Consider the following 18378-nt stretch of genomic DNA (forward strand, 5'->3'; position numbering starts at 1 on the left):
GAGCAAACTTACAAGGGCCGTATCATAAGGAGAGACACTTTTCGGGGTGCCTTTCGCACCCGTGGATTGGCCTACTAGAGTCGAATAAAGACAAACTTAGAAGCACAGAAAGAGGCGAGCATCTGCCGTGAGCAACTCGAGCATCTATGGCCCGAATGCGTGGCTGATTGACGAACAGTTTCAGCAGTACTCCAAGGACCCGAACTCCGTAGACAAGGAGTGGCGCGAGTACTTTGAGGCCAACGGAGCACCGAAGTCGGCCGCACAGTCCAAGGCTGCGAACGCTCAATCCAGCACCCCCACCAAGAAGAAGGACGCGGCACAGGCTGCGCCGAAGAAGACCCAGGCTGAGGAGAAGTCATCCGCTGTTCCAGGCGCTAAGGCACCGAGCGATTCCAAGACTTCCGCCGCATCCAAGAAGGACGCGAAGAAGACGGAGAAGAAGTCCGAGGCCCCGCTGGACCGCATCAAGGAGGCACCGGAGCCGGGCTCCCGCGTACTCAAGGGCATGTTCAAGGCCATTGCCAAGAACATGGACGAGTCCCTGGAGATCCCCACCGCTACCACCGTGCGTGATATCCCAGTCAAGCTCATGTGGGAAAACCGCGCGATGATCAACGATCACCTCAAGCGCACCCGCGGCGGCAAGATCTCCTTCACCCACATCCTGGGCTACGCGCTGGTGAAGGCTGTTCAGATCCACCCGGATATGAACGTCCGCTACGAAATCCAGGACGGCAAGCCCACCGTGGTTCAGCCGGAGCACATCAACCTGGGCCTGGCCATCGACCTTCCGCAGAAGGATGGCTCCCGCGCCCTCGTCGTCGCCGCCATCAAGGAAGCGGAAAACAAGACCTTCTCCGAGTTCATCGATGCCTACCAGGACATCGTTGACCGCTCCCGCAAGAACAAGCTGACGATGGATGATTTCTCCGGCGTCACCATCAACCTGACCAACCCGGGTGGCATCGGTACCCGCCACTCCATCGCCCGCCTGACCAAGGGCTCCGGCTCCATCATCGGTGTGGGATCCATGGATTACCCGGCAGAGTTTGCCGGCACCTCCGCCGACCGCTTGGCAGACCTCGGCGTCGGCCGCCTGGTTACCCTGACCTCCACCTATGACCACCGCGTTATTCAGGGCGCGGAGTCCGGTGAGTTCCTGCGTACCGTGGGCCAGCTCATCCTGGATGATGCCTTCTGGGACGAGCTCTTCGAGTCCATGGGAGTTCCCTACCAGCCCTTCCGCTGGGCTGCCGACGTGCCGAACACGGGCGTCGACAAGAACACCCGCGTCATGCAGTACATCGAGGCCTACCGCTCCCGTGGCCACCTTCTCGCGGACATCAACCCGCTGGGTTGGAAGCAGCCGGGCCTGCCCTGGCCGGATCACCGCGACCTCGACCTGGCTACCCACGGCCTGACCATCTGGGATCTGGACCGCACCTTCAACGTTGGCGGTTTCGGTGGCAAGGAGACCATGACGCTGCGCGAGGTGGTTACCCGCCTGCGCTCCGCCTACACCCTCAAGGTTGGCTCCGAGTACGCCCACATCCTCGACCGCGATGAGCGCGGCTGGCTGCAGGAGCAGATTGAGGCCGGCATGCCGAAGCCGACTAACTCTGAGCAGAAGTACATCCTGCAGAAGGTCAACGCCGCTGAGGCCTTTGAGAACTTCCTGCAGACCAAGTACGTGGGCCAGAAGCGCTTCTCCTTGGAGGGCGCTGAGTCCCTCATTGCCCTGCTGGATTCCATCGTGGACACCGCAGCAGGCCAGGACCTCGACGAAGTTGTTATCGGCATGCCGCACCGTGGCCGCCTCAACGTCCTCTTCAACATCGTTGGCAAGCCACTGGCAGATATCTTCGGTGAGTTCGACGGCAACTACAAGGGCGGCCAAATGGGCGGCTCCGGTGACGTGAAGTACCACCTGGGCGCAGAGGGCGAGCACCTGCAGATGTTCGGTGACGGGGAAATCAAGGTCACCCTGGCTGCTAACCCGTCTCACCTCGAGGCCGTCGACCCGGTCATGGAAGGTATCGCACGCGCCAAGCAGGACATCCTGGACAAGGGTGCTGAGGGCCACACTGTTGTGCCGATCATGCTCCACGGCGATGCATCCTTCACCGGCCTGGGCGTGGTCCAGGAGACCATCAACCTTTCCCAGCTGCGCGGCTACACCACCGGCGGTACCGTCCACGTGGTGGTTAACAACCAGGTTGGTTTCACCACCACCCCGGATTCCGGTCGCTCCACGCACTACGCCACCGACCTGGCCAAGGGCTTCGATTGCCCGGTCTTCCACGTCAATGGCGACAACCCGGAGGCTGTTGTCTGGGTGGGCAAGCTGGCCACCGAGTACCGCCGCCGCTTTGGCAAGGACGTCTTCATTGACCTCGTTTGCTACCGCCTGCGCGGCCACAACGAGGCCGATGACCCGTCCATGACCCAGCCACGTCTCTACGACATCATCGATGACCACAAGTCCGTCCGTGAGCGCTACACCGAGGAACTCATCGGCCGCGGTGACCTCTCCGATGAAGAGGCAGAGGCAGCTGCGCGTGACTTCCACGACCAGATGGAGTCCGTCTTCGCTGACCACAAGAAGGCACAAGAGGCTGGCCCGAAGGAGCAGACTGGTATCACCTCCTCCCAGGAGCTGACCCGCGGTCTGGACACTTCCATTACCGCTGAGGAGATCGCCGAGATTGGTGATGCCTACGGCAACCCGCCGGAGGGCTTCGAGTACCACAAGCGCGTGGCCAAGGTGGCCAAGGAGCGCCAGAAGTCCTCGCGCGAGGGAGGCATCGACTGGGGCTGGGGCGAGCTCATCGCCTTCGGTTCCCTGGCTAACTCCGGCAAGGTCGTGCGCCTGGCCGGTGAGGATTCTCGCCGCGGTACCTTCACGCAGCGCCACGCGGTGGCCTTCGACCCGCGCACGGGTGAGGAGCACAACCCGGTTGCTCACCTGGCGAAGTCCAAGGGCAATGGCGGTAAGTTCATGGTCTACAACTCCGCGCTGACCGAGTTCGCCGGCATGGGCTACGAGTACGGCTACACCGTGGGTAACCCGGATGCTGTCGTGGCCTGGGAGGCACAGTTCGGTGACTTCGCCAACGGTGCGCAGACCATCATCGATGAGTACGTCTCCTCCGGTGAGGCCAAGTGGGGCCAGCTCTCCAGCCTGATCCTGCTGCTGCCGCACGGCTACGAGGGCCAGGGTCCGGACCACTCCTCCGCCCGCATCGAGCGCTTCCTGCAGCTGTGCGCTGAGGGCTCCATGACGGTGGCTCAGCCTTCCACCCCGGCTAACCACTTCCACCTGCTGCGCCGCCAGGCTCTCGGTGAGATGAAGCGCCCGCTGGTGGTCTTCACCCCGAAGTCCATGCTGCGTAACAAGGCTGCGACCTCCTCCGTGGCGGACTTCACTGAGGTCAAGAAGTTCCAGTCCGTTATCAACGACCCGAACTACGTTGACATCAACGGCAAGAAGGTCGGCGATACTGACAAGGTCAAGACCATCATGCTGGTTTCCGGCAAGCTCTACTGGGAGCTGGCCAAGAAGAAGGAAACCGATGGCCGCGATGACATCGCCATCGTGCGCGTGGAGATGCTCCACCCGATTCCGTTCAATCGCCTGCGTGAGGCTTTCGAGGCTTACCCGAACGCAACGCAGATTCGCTTCGTACAGGACGAGCCGGCCAACCAGGGCCCGTGGCCGTTCTACAACGAGCACCTGCGTGAGCTCATCCCGGATATGCCGGAGCTGGTCCGCGTCTCCCGCCGCTCGCAGTCCTCGACTGCCACCGGCAACGCGAAGGTCCACCAGATTGAGCAGAAGAACCTGCTCGAGGAAGCCTTCGACGTCTAAAGGCGCTTAAAGCCGAAGGCGCTGGCACACAGCCCAGCGCCGAGCAAGGCCCCGGCCACCACGAACTCACAGCGAGTGCGGTGGCCGGGGCCTTTTCTTGCTTGTGTAACCCGGGGTGCCTCCCCTACCAGACCACAAAAGCCGCGCTGCGCGCTCAGCCACCCGCCCTCCGTGCTCCCTTACTCGCCCTTCGCGCTCACCGTGAGCCTCAAACAGCAACCGCAAGCACTCCCGGTGAGCGCGAAGGGAGACGCCCATATGAGTGAGTGCTTTCTCAGATACCCCGCGAAAGGCTAGGCAGCGTGGCACACGTAGATGAGGCTGTGGCACAACCTCTAAGTGATCCATCCGTCAACCGGCGCGATTGATCACGCTGACGCCCTAGCCGACGACGACGGCAGACACCCCTTCTCATGTGGCATCGAACCTCGACAGGGCAAGTGGATCGCCTCAGTGTGATTGAGCAAAAAGAAACGCCCGAGCTAATGCTCGGGCGTTTGCTCGTGGTTTACTCAACCACTGCCGTGAGGCCGGTCGGGCCCCTGCGGATACCTAGTGCTTAGGAATCCTTGCGGCGGCTAGGACGCAGAATCAGAGCTGCACCAGCGATGAGTGCCAGTGCCACACCAATGAGGCCTAGGACGTTAGCACCGGTGTTGGCAAGCTTGCTAGACGAGGTGCTCTTGGAAGAGGCCGGGGTGCTCGATGTCGTTCCTGGCTGGCTAGCCTGGCTCGGCTGTGCACTCGGAGTCTGCTCAGCCGTCGGCTGTGCTTCCGTGCTCGGTGCCTCTGGCGCCTTCGGTTCCTCAGGCTTCAGCGGCTCTGCTGGCTTGGCCGGCTTCGTCGGCAGCTCCGGAATGTGCGGAGGCTTGAAGAAGTGGGCCAGTGCCGGCGGAATAATCACCAGCGGGATGAGCGGCCACAGGCTGCTGAGATCCGGGATGCTCGATGTACCAGGCTTATCCGGCTTTTCGCTCGGCTCCTGGCTGGGTTCCTGGCTCGGGTCGTCACCGGGCTCTTCACTCGGCTCCTGGCTGGGTTCCTGGCTGGGTTCCTGGCTCGGGTCGTCACCGGGCTCTTCACTCGGCTCCTGGCTGGGTTCCTGGCTCGGGTCGTCACCGGGCTCTTCACTCGGCTCCTGGCTGGGTTCCTGGCTCGGGTCGTCACCGGGCTCTTCACTCGGCTCCTGGCTGGGTTCCTGGCTCGGGTCGTCACCGGGCTCTTCACTCGGCTCCTGGCTGGGTTCCTGGCTCGGGTCGTCACCGGGCTCTTCACTCGGCTCCTGGCTGGGTTCCTGGCTCGGGTCGTCACCGGGCTCTTCGCTCGGCTCCTGGCTCGGATCGTCCGTCGGTCCCTCGCACTTGCACTTGGTACCGACGCGCAGCTTGCGCGGCTGCGGGTCTTTGATGACTTCCTCAGAAGTCTCCGGATCGCCCTCCGGCACGCCGTCCTTGAGCTTCCAGGTCTTGGTTACTTCCTTCTCACCGAACTGGCCAGCCTGGTCTTCAACGACCTTGCCAACCTCCATGTCCGGGTCGTACTCAATGATGGTGTCGTAAGGAGTGTTCTCCTTGTACTTATCCGTCAGCTCAGTCTCGTGGTGGTCCGCAGGACCAACCTCGATGATGTGCGTGGTCGGATCACTGATCTTCTCAGTGGACTCGTCCTTTGTCGCCTCACCGTTCTCGGCATTCACCTTAACGGTGTGCTTAACCTCGCCTTGCTTGCCCTGCTGGACAACCTTGGTCTCGCCCGGCTTCAGCGCAGGGTTAACTCGCACCTCAACCTCGAACGGAGTGTGCTCATTCCATTCGATAACCGTGGATGCAGGCTTGCCCTTAGTGCCGACCTTGACGATCTTCTTGACTGGATCGGCAACACGCTCGATGTTGGTCTCCGAACCCGTGACCTTTGAATTCTCAATGGTCTTGGTCGTTGTAACCTTGTCTTTACCCAGCTTGCCCTCTTGGACGGTCTCCTGGGTACCGGCTTCCATCGTGTCATCGAAGATGACCTCGGTCTCAAACGGAACATCAACCTCGTGCTCGGAGGTGTCAGAGCCTTCGGTCTTGCCACCAACGCGGATGATCTGCTTGACCGGTTCCTTGGTGCGCTCGGTGGTGATTACAGGGTCGCCAGAAGGTTGACCGTCGACAAGCTTCTGCTTAGTCGTAACGGTCTCTTCGCCTTCTTCTCCCTCCTGGTCAATAACCTGCTTGCCAGCCTCCAGGTTCGGATCGTACTTAACCTCAGTCTCGAACGGGATGCGGTTCTTGTCAGTGAAAACCAGTTCCTGATCCTTAAGGCGCGGGCCGTACTCCACGATGCGTGGCTTCGGGTCCTTGGTCACGGTATCTGACGTGGTCTTTACCGTCGGGACACCGCCCGGCTCGAGCGTGGCGTCGAACTTCGCAGTAATCGTGCGCTCGCCAGCTTCGCCCTCCTGAACGACCTTTACCTCACCCGGCTTGAGTGCCGGGTTCGGACGCATGATGGTGTCGAAACCGGTAGACATCTTCCAGGTCATTTCATCGGTAGCCTTTGCGGGTTTGGTACCAATGACGACGACCTCATTGACCGGTGCCTTGGTTTGCGACCAGTTGCCCTTAGGGTCCTGTACCTCTGTACCCGGAACACCCTCGGTTTCGACCTTGTAGGTACCCTGCGGGACGGTGTCATCGAACTTGTACTCAACATCGAACGGCACCTCGCGAGTCGGGGCATCCTGGATGTTGATCGGTGCATAGATCCGATCAGTGGAACCATCAGAATATGTCACCGTGACCGGAACCTTGATAGAGTCACCCGGCTTCGCGGTCTTCGGTGCGGTAGCAATTACATTGCCCTTGTCATCCAAGCCTACGAGCCAGTCACCGTTGGCTGTCGTAACCGTGTACGTCGGGTTACCAAACTCGTTTTTATCCTCGGTTGCCGTGTAGCCATCAGCCGGAGTGATCTTGTATGGCTGTTCCTTCGCCACGGTAATACCGTCAGGCAGCTCAATGGTGAGCGGTGAAGTCACAGTCTCGCCTGGGAACGTAGTCTCTGGTGGATAGGTCGGATCAACCTCGAAGTTCTGAGTCAAGTTCACCACAGTGGTAACTGGAGTCTCGTCGGTCGAACCATCGGGGTACGTCACCGTGACGTTGTGTACGTGCTTGTCACCCGGCTTAGAGTCAGCGGGCGGGGTTACGGAAACCTCACCGGTCTTCGGATCGATCGTGTAGGTCCATCCGTCAACGGTGTCCTCAGTTTTCGGCTTGCCGCCGTCCATGCCGAAGGAGAAGGCCGTGCCGTCCGGTGCACCGTCCCGGTTAACGGAACGCTTCACCTCGTGGCCTGGCTTGGTGGATTGAACCGGGTAGGTAGGCTCGCTGATGTCCTTCTGGTTCTCCTTCACATTGAACGGTGCGAAGACGGTGTCAGTGGAACCGTCGTAGTACGTGACGGTAACAGGGATATCCACACCGTCACCAGGTCGAGCGTCCTTCGGTGCGGTGGCGGTGACGACACCGTTTTCGTCGACGCTGACCTTCCATCCATTGAAGTCTGAGGGCACCTGGAAACGCTTCGAAGGATCCTTAGCGAGGTCGCGTTCAGGAATCCTCGTTACTTCCGTAATTTCGGACTTGACTGTTCCACCAGGCGTGGTGTTTTGCAGCAAGTACTGTGCCTCATAGACCTGCCGTACTTCCGCCTTAACGACGACTGTGGCGATGGTCTTATCAGTCGAACCGTCCTTGTATGTGACACGAACAGGGATATCTGCGGAAGTTCCAGGCAGAGCAAACTTGCTGATCGGAGTGGTGATGACGCCCGTAACCGGGTCAATCTTCACATCTTCCCATTTCAGGTTGCGGGGTGGATCAATATATTCCGGGTCATTCGGATCCGTGATGATGGAAAACTTCGGTTCAGCAGCATCGTACAGGTTAGTACGATCCACCTGGCTAACCACTAATGTACCGGGTTGACCACTAACCGTCGGATACAAGGGGTCATTCGTACGCGCGTAGGCATCGATGACCGTAAACTCAGCCGGAACAGTAGCCGTGGAACCATCCGGGTAGGTTACTTCTACATTGACGGTGACAGTCGTACCATTCTCCACTGTCACATTCGGGGTTGCGGTAACCGTACCCTTCTCATCAATGTCGAATTCCCAGTCCTGCGGCAAGTTATCAGGCAATTTGTACTTAGCAAGTGTCGGATCAGGCAACATCGTATCGATATCCGAACTCACCTTCTCCCCTGCCTTAGTCACCTGCGCAGGGTAGGAAGCGAAGTCCTTGCCGGTGCCATCACCAATAACGTTGATGGTGCCGGTCACCACCTGTGGGGTAGCGCCCGTAGCGTAGTAAGCCTTCACTGGGATGGTTAGTCGCGCGCCAGGTATAGCTGTTTCCGGAATCGTCGAAGTCAGCTCACCAGTATTCTCGTCGATAGTGACTGTCCAGTCACCATACTTGTACTCCAAAGAACCGTCGGGGAAGGTATAGCGATTAGGTTTCTCGTCATCGGCGCGACCGCCCAAGCCAAGCTCTGGCAAGGTTGGCTGAAGCGTAACCGTTTCATTTACGTGGCCAGACTCCGCGGTGTAGTCCGGCACCTTGATCGCATTGACGATCTGGAAGGGAACCTCAACGGTATCGGTCGTCCCATCTGGGTAGGTAGCGATAACCCTCGGCAAAATCTTGGTGTTGTTCGCAGCAGCTTCCGGGGACGTTGCCCTGACTTTGACGGTGCCATCATCATCGACGGTCACCTTCCATCCTTCTGGAACTGACGCAGGGTCAACATCAAAAGACTTGGGCCGGACTGGGTCGTATCCCTCAAAGCTAGGCTTTAGGTCAAGCTCTGAAACGAGTACTTTACCAGCTGGGCCCTCAACCGTTCCCCTGACAGCTAATTCCGTAACCTGAGTATCGTTCGGGTCGATGACAGCGAGCAGCGGAATAATATCTTGCGAGCCATTGGAATAGGTGACGATAACACGAGGCTGAGCGAACGTGCCCGGCATCGGATTAGCAGGTGTTGTGACGGTGACATCGTAAGTGTTTGGATCTAGTTTGGCGTCCCAACCTTTATAAACGTAGCGCTTATCAAGCTTCACCTCGGCTTCGACGCCGCCATCCTCACGCCTCCTCACCAGATCAGCGATCTTGTCACCAACCTGCTTATAGGTAAGAGTTTGGGGCCCAGTGACAACTGTATTCGAAGTCTTATCAACGCCAGAGGTCACTGATTGCTGGACCGGCGAATACTCCGGATCGTGGAACTGAGTGTCGTCGAAACTCCACTGATTGTTACTCACTACGTTGGCCTTATTGTAGCGAGAAAGCGAATTAGAGCTATCAAAAGCACTGCCTTCGCCGTCATTATTCGTCTCAGCGGCAGCTTGAAGCTGCTCCACAGAACGCGGCTTTGCCAACACGCTAAACCGCATGCCCTGCTGTTGACTCAGCTTCGTACCCTTGTACTCCGGCATGGTGTAGAAAATCTCGCCGGTGGTCTGGTCAATACGCACGCTCGGCGTGCCACCACCGGAAGCGTCAGTGTCACTTGTTCCGATGAAGTTACCCTGGGCGTCGTAGGCCTCCACAACCATGCGGGACAGGGAATCATCCACGCCCCCGCCCTTAATCGCTGGAACGTTAATCTTGCCGACCTTAAGCTCTTCGCCCGGCCTGATCACCAGCTTTTCTTGGTTCTCCCATGACACTGAAATCGGGTTACATTCGATGTTCTCGCTCGGCCACGGGTTAACGACGGCCTTAAAGGATGCACTGTCTCCCTGGGTGGCAAACGGAGCGGAGGTACGGTCAGTCTTATATTTTCCCTGCCAGGCGTAACGTACCGGGTTAGCGGCAGTGGCCTCAGCGAACTGCTTGACTTTCGCATCGGTCAGTTCCGCGTAGAGGTTCAGATTTCGCTGTTGCCTAGAGCCATCAATCACGAGGGCTTCGTCGGCCTTGTGCGTGACTACCTTGTCAACAAAGGTCTGGCCCCCGTCCGTAGCGGGAATTTGCGCTGCATCGAGGTACGCACCCATAAGGCCTGAATTGGAAAAGCTCCAATCAGCGAACGTGCGGTCCTTCGAGTTATCAAAGGAAACACTCAAGCCCCAGGCTTTCTTGTCGGGGCTGGCCGCAGCCGGCTCAGAGGTATACCAGCTGAAACCAGCCTGGCTGCCCTGCGGAGAGTTTTCCGACACAACACACGAACCGGCCGGCAGATCCGAGGCCTGCTGGGCATCGGGCTCCACCGCACCGGAATGCTCACGAATGCCTCCGGAAAACTCCGCAGCAGTGGCGTCAGGGACCACCGTATTAAAAGAGGTAATGCTAAGGCCGCTCAGTGCGAGCGTAATAGCAGAAAGAGCTGCCACCCCTTTACGGGAGGAGCGCAGCCGGGTGGAGCGATTTTTTGGTGCATTCATTATTAAATGTCCTTTCAAATGCAGCACTCTGCCTCGCCCTCTGAGCGCGGAAAACCCAAACCCCTGTGGATTATCAAGTTATTTCCCCACGACTGCCCCAGAGAATAGACAGGGAACAAGCAGACGATCCCTAAAAACGATACCTCTCTCTTCAGACATAAGCAAGGAAAAACTTGTTTAACCTGCATTTTAAGAAAGCCAGTGCACGTTTCATGTGAAGGATGAACTTCACAGAATCGTCAGGTTTGCCAAGTTTTAGAGATTTTCCTCCCATTTCCGGGCGTTAGCGGTGCAGGGAGCCAGCGCCAAGCAAGACCGTTTCAACAGCCCCACCCCGCCACGCGCGTCCACTAGAACTGAATCTCTGAAGGTGAATTTTCTAGGATTGCCCGTGCACCAAATCCGAGCCACCGGAAGAATTGGAGTCGCCCTCCTCGTTGAGGTTCTGCATGAGGTTGGCCTCCATCCAGGCACGCACGGCCGCCTCAAAGTCCTCGGCATCTTCCACTTCCTGCACGACTTCATCAAGATCCTGCGTGGTGAGGAACTTGGTGAAGGAGGCTATCTCCAGCTTCTCATCGCGGTTGAATAGCCCATCCTGGTAGACCACGACGTAATTCTGTGGAAGCTCCGGCTTAGAGCTAGGGCAACCTTCAGCACCGGCTGGCTCCACCACGGAGACCTCTGGCGGCAAGGAGGCCATGAGAGCGATGTGGGTGCGCTCCAAAAAATCCACGTCCTTGGCGCCCTCTTCCTTGGCAGCCACGTAGTCCTTGGAAACGGCGCGGGCTTCCTCCGGGTTGTAGACGCTTAAGAATTCACCCGTGCAGCCGACGAAGAAGTTGCCATTAGCGCTTACCCCGCTGACATGCTCCCCTCCCTGGCGCACCAGCATTGGCTTCTGAGAAACGGTAGCCGCGCGTCCCTCATCGCGCAGGGTCTGGCGATAGATCTCCGCCAGCACGCGCTGCTCATGGGAAGTCGGATCAATCATGATGGTGATCGGCGCCGAGTTCACTGGGTTCGGTTCCGGCTTGGGTTCATACCCAGAGCAGGCGCTTAACGACGCCCCCACAACCCCCACCAAGGCCACCCCAACAATGCGGGCGAAGGTGCGGGAATGTGCAATAAGGCGGGGCATCAGAATCAGGCGCATTCTTTCTATTCAACTGGACATGTCGAGCACACATGTCGCTGTTCTTCAGGGTCCAAAGTCCGCAGCGCTGGGCCGCAGCATCTGGCTGAATTTTACACGCCCCGCTGGCCAGACGGCGGGGTGGCTCTCCCCGATAGCACGTGACTAGACTAATGCCCGTTATGACTAGCGCTATTACTGAATCTTCCGTTCGCGACGCGCTCACCCGCGTCGATGACCCAGAAATCGGCCGCCCCATCACGGAGCTCGGCATGGTGAAGTCCGTGACTGTTAACGGTTCGGACGTGGATATCGAGCTTTATCTCACCATCGCCGGCTGCCCGATGAAGGGCACCATCGAGTCCAATACCCGCGCGGCCGTCGCAGAGCTCGACGGTGTCGGCGACATCAGCATCTCCATGACGCCGATGAGCGACGAGCAACGCAAAGAACTCAAGCAGAAGCTGCGCGGCGGCCAAGCCGAGCCGGAGATCCCCTTTGCCAAGCCGGAGTCCACCACCCGAGTCTTTGCGGTGGCCTCCGGCAAGGGTGGCGTGGGCAAGTCTTCCGTCACGGTGAACCTTGCCGCGGCCTTGGTCAAGAAGGGCCTCAAGGTAGGCATCGTGGACGCCGATATTTACGGCCACTCCGTCCCCAGCCTGCTGGGTTCTACTGCCGGGCCAACCGTGCTTGACGACGAAATGCTGCTTCCCCCCATCTCCCACGGCATCAAGCACATTTCCATTGGCCAGTTCGTGGAGGGCAATGCGCCCGTGGTCTGGCGCGGGCCGATGCTCCACCGCGCACTTCAGCAGTTCCTCGCAGATGTCTTCTGGGGTGACTTGGACGTGCTCCTGCTGGACCTGCCGCCGGGTACTGGTGACGTTGCCCTGTCCGTAGCCCAGCTCATCCCTAATGCGGAGCTCCTCATCGTGACCACGCCGCAGGCGGCCGCCGCCGAGGTGGCCGAGCGCGCCGGTTCCATCTCGCAGCAAACGCGCCAGCGCGTGGCCGGTGTGATTGAGAACATGGGTGCGATGGTCATGCCGGATGGATCCACCATGGATATCTTCGGCTCCGGCGGCGGCAGCGTGGTGGCCGAGCGCCTCAGCGTGCTGCTGGGCCACGAGGTTCCCCTGCTGGCCAGCATTCCGCTCGATCCGAGCCTGCGCGCGGCTGGCGATGCCGGAACCCCCATCGTCATTTCCGCGCCCGACTCCCCCGCTACCCAAGCCATCACCAAGGTGGCGGATTCCATTGCGGTGCGCTCCGATTCCCTCGTGGGTAAGAAGCTCGGCTTGGGTGTGACCCGCAAAGGCTAAATAGCCTTTAGGTGACATCCTCCCAGGAGGAGCTGCCCTCGCCGGTGGGCGCATTCCCACCGCGCGGGGGCTGTGTCGTTTTAGTCGCCTTCTCCCCCGTCGGCTGTTGTACTCCGGCGTTCAGGTCCGGGTAGACCTCCGAATAATCAAAAGTCGGCCGGCCAGGGGTCTGCTGCGGCGCTGGCTGCGCCGGACCCTGCTGCGTGTGCGCGGGTTGGTTGTTCATATCCGCATCGTGCTCATACGGGCTGGTGCTCTTCTTGATGTCCTCAGCCATCTTCTTCGGGTTGAAGTCATCCCAGGCGGAATCGTCGCCGTCGAAAAGCGCCTTGGTGATAACCCCGCGCGGGCCCATCCGCGTCCACTCCGCCGCCTGACTCAAAGGCACCCGGAGATCGTCGAACTCCGCCCCGAGACCGCTCATCTCGCCGTTGAGCTCCGCCTTGGCGTTGGCAATGGCCTTGCGCGCCGCGTAGATAGCCGCACGGACATCCATAATCACGCCGGGCAGGCGCTCGGGACCAATGATCACCAGCCCCAGCAGCACGATGACGAGGATCTCTACCCAACCAATTGAGGAAAACACGAAACTATCTTAACTACTTAGCTAGTGGTGACTGGGCGACGGGCGCGCGGGAGGCTTCGGTCTCTTGTTAGCCCCGCTGGTTATGCCGGATGGCGCGCACCACCATTTCCACCTTGTCCAGGAAATCCTGGCGTGGCTGGTGCGCGGGCGCTTCCGCATCCGGCCCGGGCCCTATGCCCTGATGGGCGATACCCGCGAGCTTCGCCATGAGGGAATCCGGGGCCTTAACATGGGATTCCACACTGCATTCACGAACCCACTCGGCGGCGTTGCGCTGGTGGTGAATCTCCGCCCGGCATTCCGGGCAGTGCACGAGGTGGATGCGTACGCGGTGGGCATATTTGGCCAGCATTTCGCCGTCGACAAAAGCGACGACCGCCTCGGGCCCCAAATGGCCGATAGTATCTGCCCGCTGGGCGCGGGACTTTGCTTTATCGCGGACTTTGGCTTGGGCCTCGGTGAAGAACCCGGACAGGCTCAGGGAATGCCCGTCGCTGCTATGTCCTTCTGCATTCACCTCAACGTCACCTCACCTCAGTGCATGCTCTTCTGCAGTGGCCTAGCGCTTAGCTGCGGGAGTCTAGCCCTCTAAGATTCAAACGCTGCCCAGTCTAGCGGGTACGCAGCAGGCTGCGCGTGTCTGCGTTTGTCTGGGCTTCCTTTTCCAGCGCGGCACGCAGCTGGGAGCGGCCGCGGTGGATGCGCGAACGCACAGTACCCATTTTCACGCCGAGGGTTTCAGCGATTTCGTCGTAGCTCATACCCACGACATCACAGAGAACCACCGCCACACGGAAGTCCGGCGCCAGGTTATCCAGGGCTGATTGCAACGCCGGATCCAGGTTGGCCACCGAGTAGGCCTGCTCCGGGGTCATATCTGTACCTGGGACACGCTCATAATCCTCCGGCAGCGCCTCCATGCGGATCTTGGAGCGGTGGCGGACCATATCCAAAAAGAGATTGGTGGTAATCCGGTGCAGCCAGCCCCCAAAGGTTCCTGCTTGGTACTTATCCAAGGAGCGGAAGACACGCATGAAAGTTTCCTGCGTGAGATCTTCAGCATCGTGCTGGTTACCGGAGAGGCGGTAAGCCAAGCGATAGACATCATCGGCGTGCTCGGCCACGAGTTCGCCCCAGGAAGGCATATCGGCCTGGCCGGCGTCGAACGCAGCGGTTCCGGTCAACTTCTCAGTTTCAGCGCTGACATCATGGCTGCCAGTGGCAGAGGAATCGGTGGAACGGTGAGCGTGCTCAAACTCGCGCTGCTGTGTGGTCATGGCGAATATCTTTCTATAGTGCGCGTCGAAACTCCAGCCACGGCCCTGTGAGCAACCTGTGAATCCGTCACACCTCTTACATGCGCTTCTTGCGTCACAGCTGAGGAGAGTTGCGGGCGATTCTCGGCACGCAGCTGTGGCGATTTCACTATGGTTTTCTTTGTGACTACTACGGCTTATGACGCAATGCGTACCTATATCGAATCCACCAGCGAGGTCTCCGAGGTGCTCGCCGGCGCCCGCGCCCATGCGGAGGAGTACGGCCTGCCGGCCCCGGATGAAGCCACCGGCCAGCTGCTCAGCACGCTCGCGGCGGCTTCATCCGGCACCACCTCCCGCCCGCAAGCGGTAGCGATTACTCCCGCAGCATCCGTCGTGGGCCTCTACTTGCTCGCCGGCATGCCGGAGAACGGAATCCTTACCTGCATTGACCCGGAAGCCGAGCACCAGGCCAGCGCCAAGAGAACTTTCCGCGAGGCCGGTTACTCCCCTAGCCGTGGGCGCTTCTTGCCCTCGCGCCCCCTCGACATCATGGGCCGCCTAGCCAATGACACCTACCAGGTGATTTACGCCGAGGTCCCGGCGCTCGATATGCCCGCGCTGCTCAAGGCCGCTTGGCCTCTACTGCATCAGCACGGCACCTTGGTGTTGGCCAATGCGCTTCTCGACGGCACCGTCGCCGACCCCTCCCGCACCGACCGCGACACCGCCGCCGCCCGCGAAGCCGACGAATACGCTCGCTCTCTCGAGGGTGCTGCCGTCACTCGCCTGCCGTATGGGGCGGGCCTAACACTCATCACCAAGCTGTAGTCGCCTTCTGAAACTGCCCGATCTGCCAAAACCATCGCCCGTTTTTCGATCGGCACGGAGATTTTCGTCATCTAGGGCACCGTTGGTTTAGCCACTGATACGTCTCCGAGCTAAACCCCGCCCTGTGTCGCCGGTGTCCTTTTGGCGCCGACTTTTTATTCCTTCTCCGTTCCCCCACCCTTCGCGCTCACCGTGGGGGCTTCTCTAGGCGGGCTGCGCGCTCTCGGTGAGCGCGAAGGGAGTGTACTGAAAGGTGCGGTGTTGCAGGGCGTTGTTACGCAGCTCCTGAAGCATTCCGGGACTCGTCGGCACCACCAAAACCACGAAAAGCGGACGTGGAGTGGACTTCAATCCACCCACACGCCCGCTTAAGGCGCTGCGCTGTCTCGCGGCTTAGACCTTTACGTTCTTGCCCACGACAACCACGCCGCCCTCAGACACCTTGAATCGCTCCTCATCGCGCTCGCGGTCAACACCAATGATGGCCCCGTCGCTGACCACCACGTTCTTGTCCAAGATGGCATGACGAACTACCGCGCCCCGGCCAATGCGCACGCCTGGCAGGATGACGGAGCCTTCCACCGTCGCGCCATCCGCCACGTGCACGTCTGAAGCCAACACGGAGTTGCGCACCGTACCACCGGAGACGATGCAGCCCGGAGCCACCATCGAAGACTGCGCAATACCGTTCTGCACGAACTTCGCCGGCGGGAAGTTGGAATCATCCGTGGAGTGAATGGGCCACGAACGGTTGTACAGGTTGAAAATCGGGTGCACCGAAATCATGTCCATGTGTGCCTCATAGAAGGAGTCGATGGTGCCAACATCACGCCAATAGCCATGGTCACGCTCCGTGGCACCGGGCACCTCATTGGCCATGAAGTCATAAACATGCGCCTGCCCACGCTCCACAAAATAAGGAATGATGTTGCCGCCCATGTCATGTGCGGAGTCCTCATCCTTTTCGTCTTCCAGCAAAGCGTCGATAAGCGCCTGCGTGGTAAAAACGTAGTTGCCCATGGAGGCGTAGGTCATGTTCGGGTCGTCCGGGGTCGCCGGAGGATTGGCAGGCTTCTCGACGAACTCCGTAATCGTACCCATCCCATCCGCCTGAATGCAGCCAAAGGCAGAAGCCTCAGAACGCGGGACGCGGATGCCCGCCACCGAGCAGTCCAGGCCAGTCGCGATGTGCTCCTCCACCATCTGCGCTGGGTCCATGCGGTAGACGTGGTCAGCACCGAAGACGATGACATAATCCGGCTTCTCGTCATAGATGAGGTTCAGCGACTGCAGGATCGCATCGGCCGAACCGTTGTACCAGCGCTTACCGCGGCGCTGCTGAGCGGGCACGGAAGCGATGTACTGCGGAGTCGGGCCAGACAGGTTCCACGCTTGGGAGATGTGGCGGTCCAGAGAGTGGGACTTGTACTGGGTCAGCACAGCAATTTTGAGGAATCCGGCGTTGACAAGGTTCGACAGCACGAAGTCGATCAGGCGATAGGAACCACCGAAAGGAACGGCGGGCTTAGCGCGGTCTTCCGTCAGCGGAAAGAGGCGCTTTCCCTCGCCGCCGGCAAGGACAATAGCAAGGACATTAGGAAGGCTTCTCACACCACCCAATTTATAGACGTTTTCTGGATCGCGCAGAAGAAGTGCGTTTGTTTCTACCCCCCATTGTCCACCTCACACCCCGCCCGCTGCTTTCCGACGAACCACCGCACCGACCTGTCCATCAAGGTTTAGCGCGAGCTGTGGATAATCCGTATTCTGGCGAGTATGAGAGCCGGAATATTTTCTAAGGAGTATCCGCCAGAGATTTATGGCGGAGCGGGCGTCCACGTTGCAGAGCTCACGCGCTTCATGCGCGAGATTATTGATGTCTCTGTGCACTGCATGGGTTCTGAACGCGATGAGAAGGACGTCTTTGTACATGGCATTGATCCTGCGTTGAAGGAGGCCAATGCCGCCGTGCAGACGCTTTCCACGGGTCTGCGTATGGCCAATGCCGCCTCCGATATCGATGTGGCTCACTCCCATACCTGGTACACCGGTCTAGGTGGCCACCTTGCCGGCCGCCTATACGGCATCCCCCACGTGGTCACCGCGCACTCGCTCGAACCGCACCGCCCATGGAAGCGCGAGCAACTCGGTGGTGGCTATGAGGTCTCCTCGTGGTCCGAGAAGAACGCTATGGAATATGCCGATGCCGTCATCGCCGTGTCGGCCGGGATGAAAGATTCCATCTTGGATGCCTACCCCCGCATCGACGCCGACAAGGTCCATGTAGTCCTTAACGGCATTGATACTCAGGTCTGGCAGCCGGGTGAATCCACGGTGCTGGATGAGCTGGGCGTCGACAAGCAGCGTCCCATCGTTGCCTTCGTGGGCCGGATTACTCGGCAGAAAGGCGTCAAGCACCTGCTCAAGGCTACCCAGAGCTTTGATGCAGACATTCAGCTTGTGCTGTGTGCTGGCGCGCCGGACACACCGGAGATTGCGGCAGAGACCGAAGCCCTCGTGGAGGAACTGAGCGCGCAACGTGACGGCCTGTACTGGGTCAAGGACATGCTCTCGCGCGAGCAGATCAAGCAGGTCTACTCCGGTGCGGACGTTTTCGTGTGCCCCTCTATTTATGAGCCGCTGGGGATTGTCAACCTTGAGGCAATGGCCTGTGGCACCGCGGTTGTGGCCTCCAATGTGGGTGGCATCCCTGAGGTCGTCGTGGACGGCGAAACCGGCGTTCTGGTCAACTATGACGTAAATGACGAAGCCACCTTTGAAGCTGATCTGGCTGCCGCTGTGAACCGTGTCGCCGCCGATAAAGAGCTGGCATTACGCTTCGGTTCCGCCGGCCGCCAGCGCGCCATCGAGGACTTCTCGTGGGCTACCATCGCGCAGCAGACCGTGGACATTTACCGCTCGTTAATGTAGGAAGGAC

10 protein-coding genes are annotated in these 18378 nt (G+C 59.6%); 4 read left to right on the plus strand and 6 right to left on the minus strand.

From position 1 onward, the window contains the following. The first annotated feature begins 127 nt into the window (after window positions 1–127). On the plus strand, window positions 128–3871 hold the full coding sequence (locus tag ABZS45_RS05570) for a multifunctional oxoglutarate decarboxylase/oxoglutarate dehydrogenase thiamine pyrophosphate-binding subunit/dihydrolipoyllysine-residue succinyltransferase subunit (protein WP_412100991.1): 3744 nt from the start codon (window positions 128–130) through the stop codon (window positions 3869–3871). Window positions 3872–4430: 559 nt separating this feature from the next. Here ABZS45_RS05570 and ABZS45_RS05575 read toward each other — a convergent pair. Together ABZS45_RS05575 and ABZS45_RS05580 are read right to left on the minus strand one after the other, a co-directional pair. Further along, a complete protein-coding gene (locus tag ABZS45_RS05575; RefSeq protein ID WP_412100992.1) occupies window positions 4431–10310 on the minus strand; it encodes a YPDG domain-containing protein in 5880 nt (1959 codons plus the stop codon). A gap of 379 nt (window positions 10311–10689) precedes the next feature. Further along, complete coding sequence (locus ABZS45_RS05580) at window positions 10690–11466, minus strand: hypothetical protein (RefSeq protein ID WP_412100993.1); 777 nt, start codon at window positions 11464–11466, stop codon at window positions 10690–10692. A gap of 161 nt (window positions 11467–11627) precedes the next feature. Between ABZS45_RS05580 and ABZS45_RS05585 the strand changes: the two genes are divergently transcribed. After that, a complete protein-coding gene (locus ABZS45_RS05585) occupies window positions 11628–12767 on the plus strand; it encodes an Mrp/NBP35 family ATP-binding protein (RefSeq protein ID WP_307891089.1) in 1140 nt (379 codons plus the stop codon). 7 nt (window positions 12768–12774) lie between these two features. On the opposite strand, the gene ABZS45_RS05590 is transcribed toward ABZS45_RS05585, so the two are convergent. The 3 genes from ABZS45_RS05590 to sigE form a co-directional block, all read right to left on the minus strand. Further along, window positions 12775–13353 (minus strand): Sec-independent protein translocase TatB, encoded by a 579-nt coding sequence (locus ABZS45_RS05590; RefSeq protein WP_070718753.1) that lies wholly within the window; start codon window positions 13351–13353, stop codon window positions 12775–12777. A gap of 67 nt (window positions 13354–13420) precedes the next feature. Continuing rightward, complete coding sequence (locus tag ABZS45_RS05595; protein ID WP_412100994.1) at window positions 13421–13870, minus strand: anti-sigma factor family protein; 450 nt, start codon at window positions 13868–13870, stop codon at window positions 13421–13423. Between the two features lie 94 nt (window positions 13871–13964). After that, complete coding sequence (gene sigE / locus ABZS45_RS05600; protein WP_216379819.1) at window positions 13965–14630, minus strand: RNA polymerase sigma factor SigE; 666 nt, start codon at window positions 14628–14630, stop codon at window positions 13965–13967. A 162-nt stretch (window positions 14631–14792) separates the two neighbouring features. Between sigE and ABZS45_RS05605 the strand changes: the two genes are divergently transcribed. Further along, window positions 14793–15440 (plus strand): O-methyltransferase, encoded by a 648-nt coding sequence (locus ABZS45_RS05605; RefSeq protein WP_070443206.1) that lies wholly within the window; start codon window positions 14793–14795, stop codon window positions 15438–15440. 393 nt (window positions 15441–15833) lie between these two features. On the opposite strand, the gene glgC is transcribed toward ABZS45_RS05605, so the two are convergent. Then, window positions 15834–17051, minus strand: a complete 1218-nt coding sequence (glgC, locus tag ABZS45_RS05610) for a glucose-1-phosphate adenylyltransferase (RefSeq protein ID WP_070443154.1) — start codon at window positions 17049–17051, stop codon at window positions 15834–15836. A gap of 165 nt (window positions 17052–17216) precedes the next feature. Between glgC and glgA the strand changes: the two genes are divergently transcribed. After that, window positions 17217–18371, plus strand: coding sequence for a glycogen synthase (gene glgA, locus ABZS45_RS05615; protein ID WP_412100995.1), 1155 nt, complete (start codon window positions 17217–17219; stop codon window positions 18369–18371). Window positions 18372–18378 lie beyond the last annotated feature (7 nt).

The sequence above is a fragment of the Corynebacterium aurimucosum genome, from assembly GCF_046895345.1.
Taxonomy (GTDB): domain Bacteria; phylum Actinomycetota; class Actinomycetes; order Mycobacteriales; family Mycobacteriaceae; genus Corynebacterium; species Corynebacterium aurimucosum_G.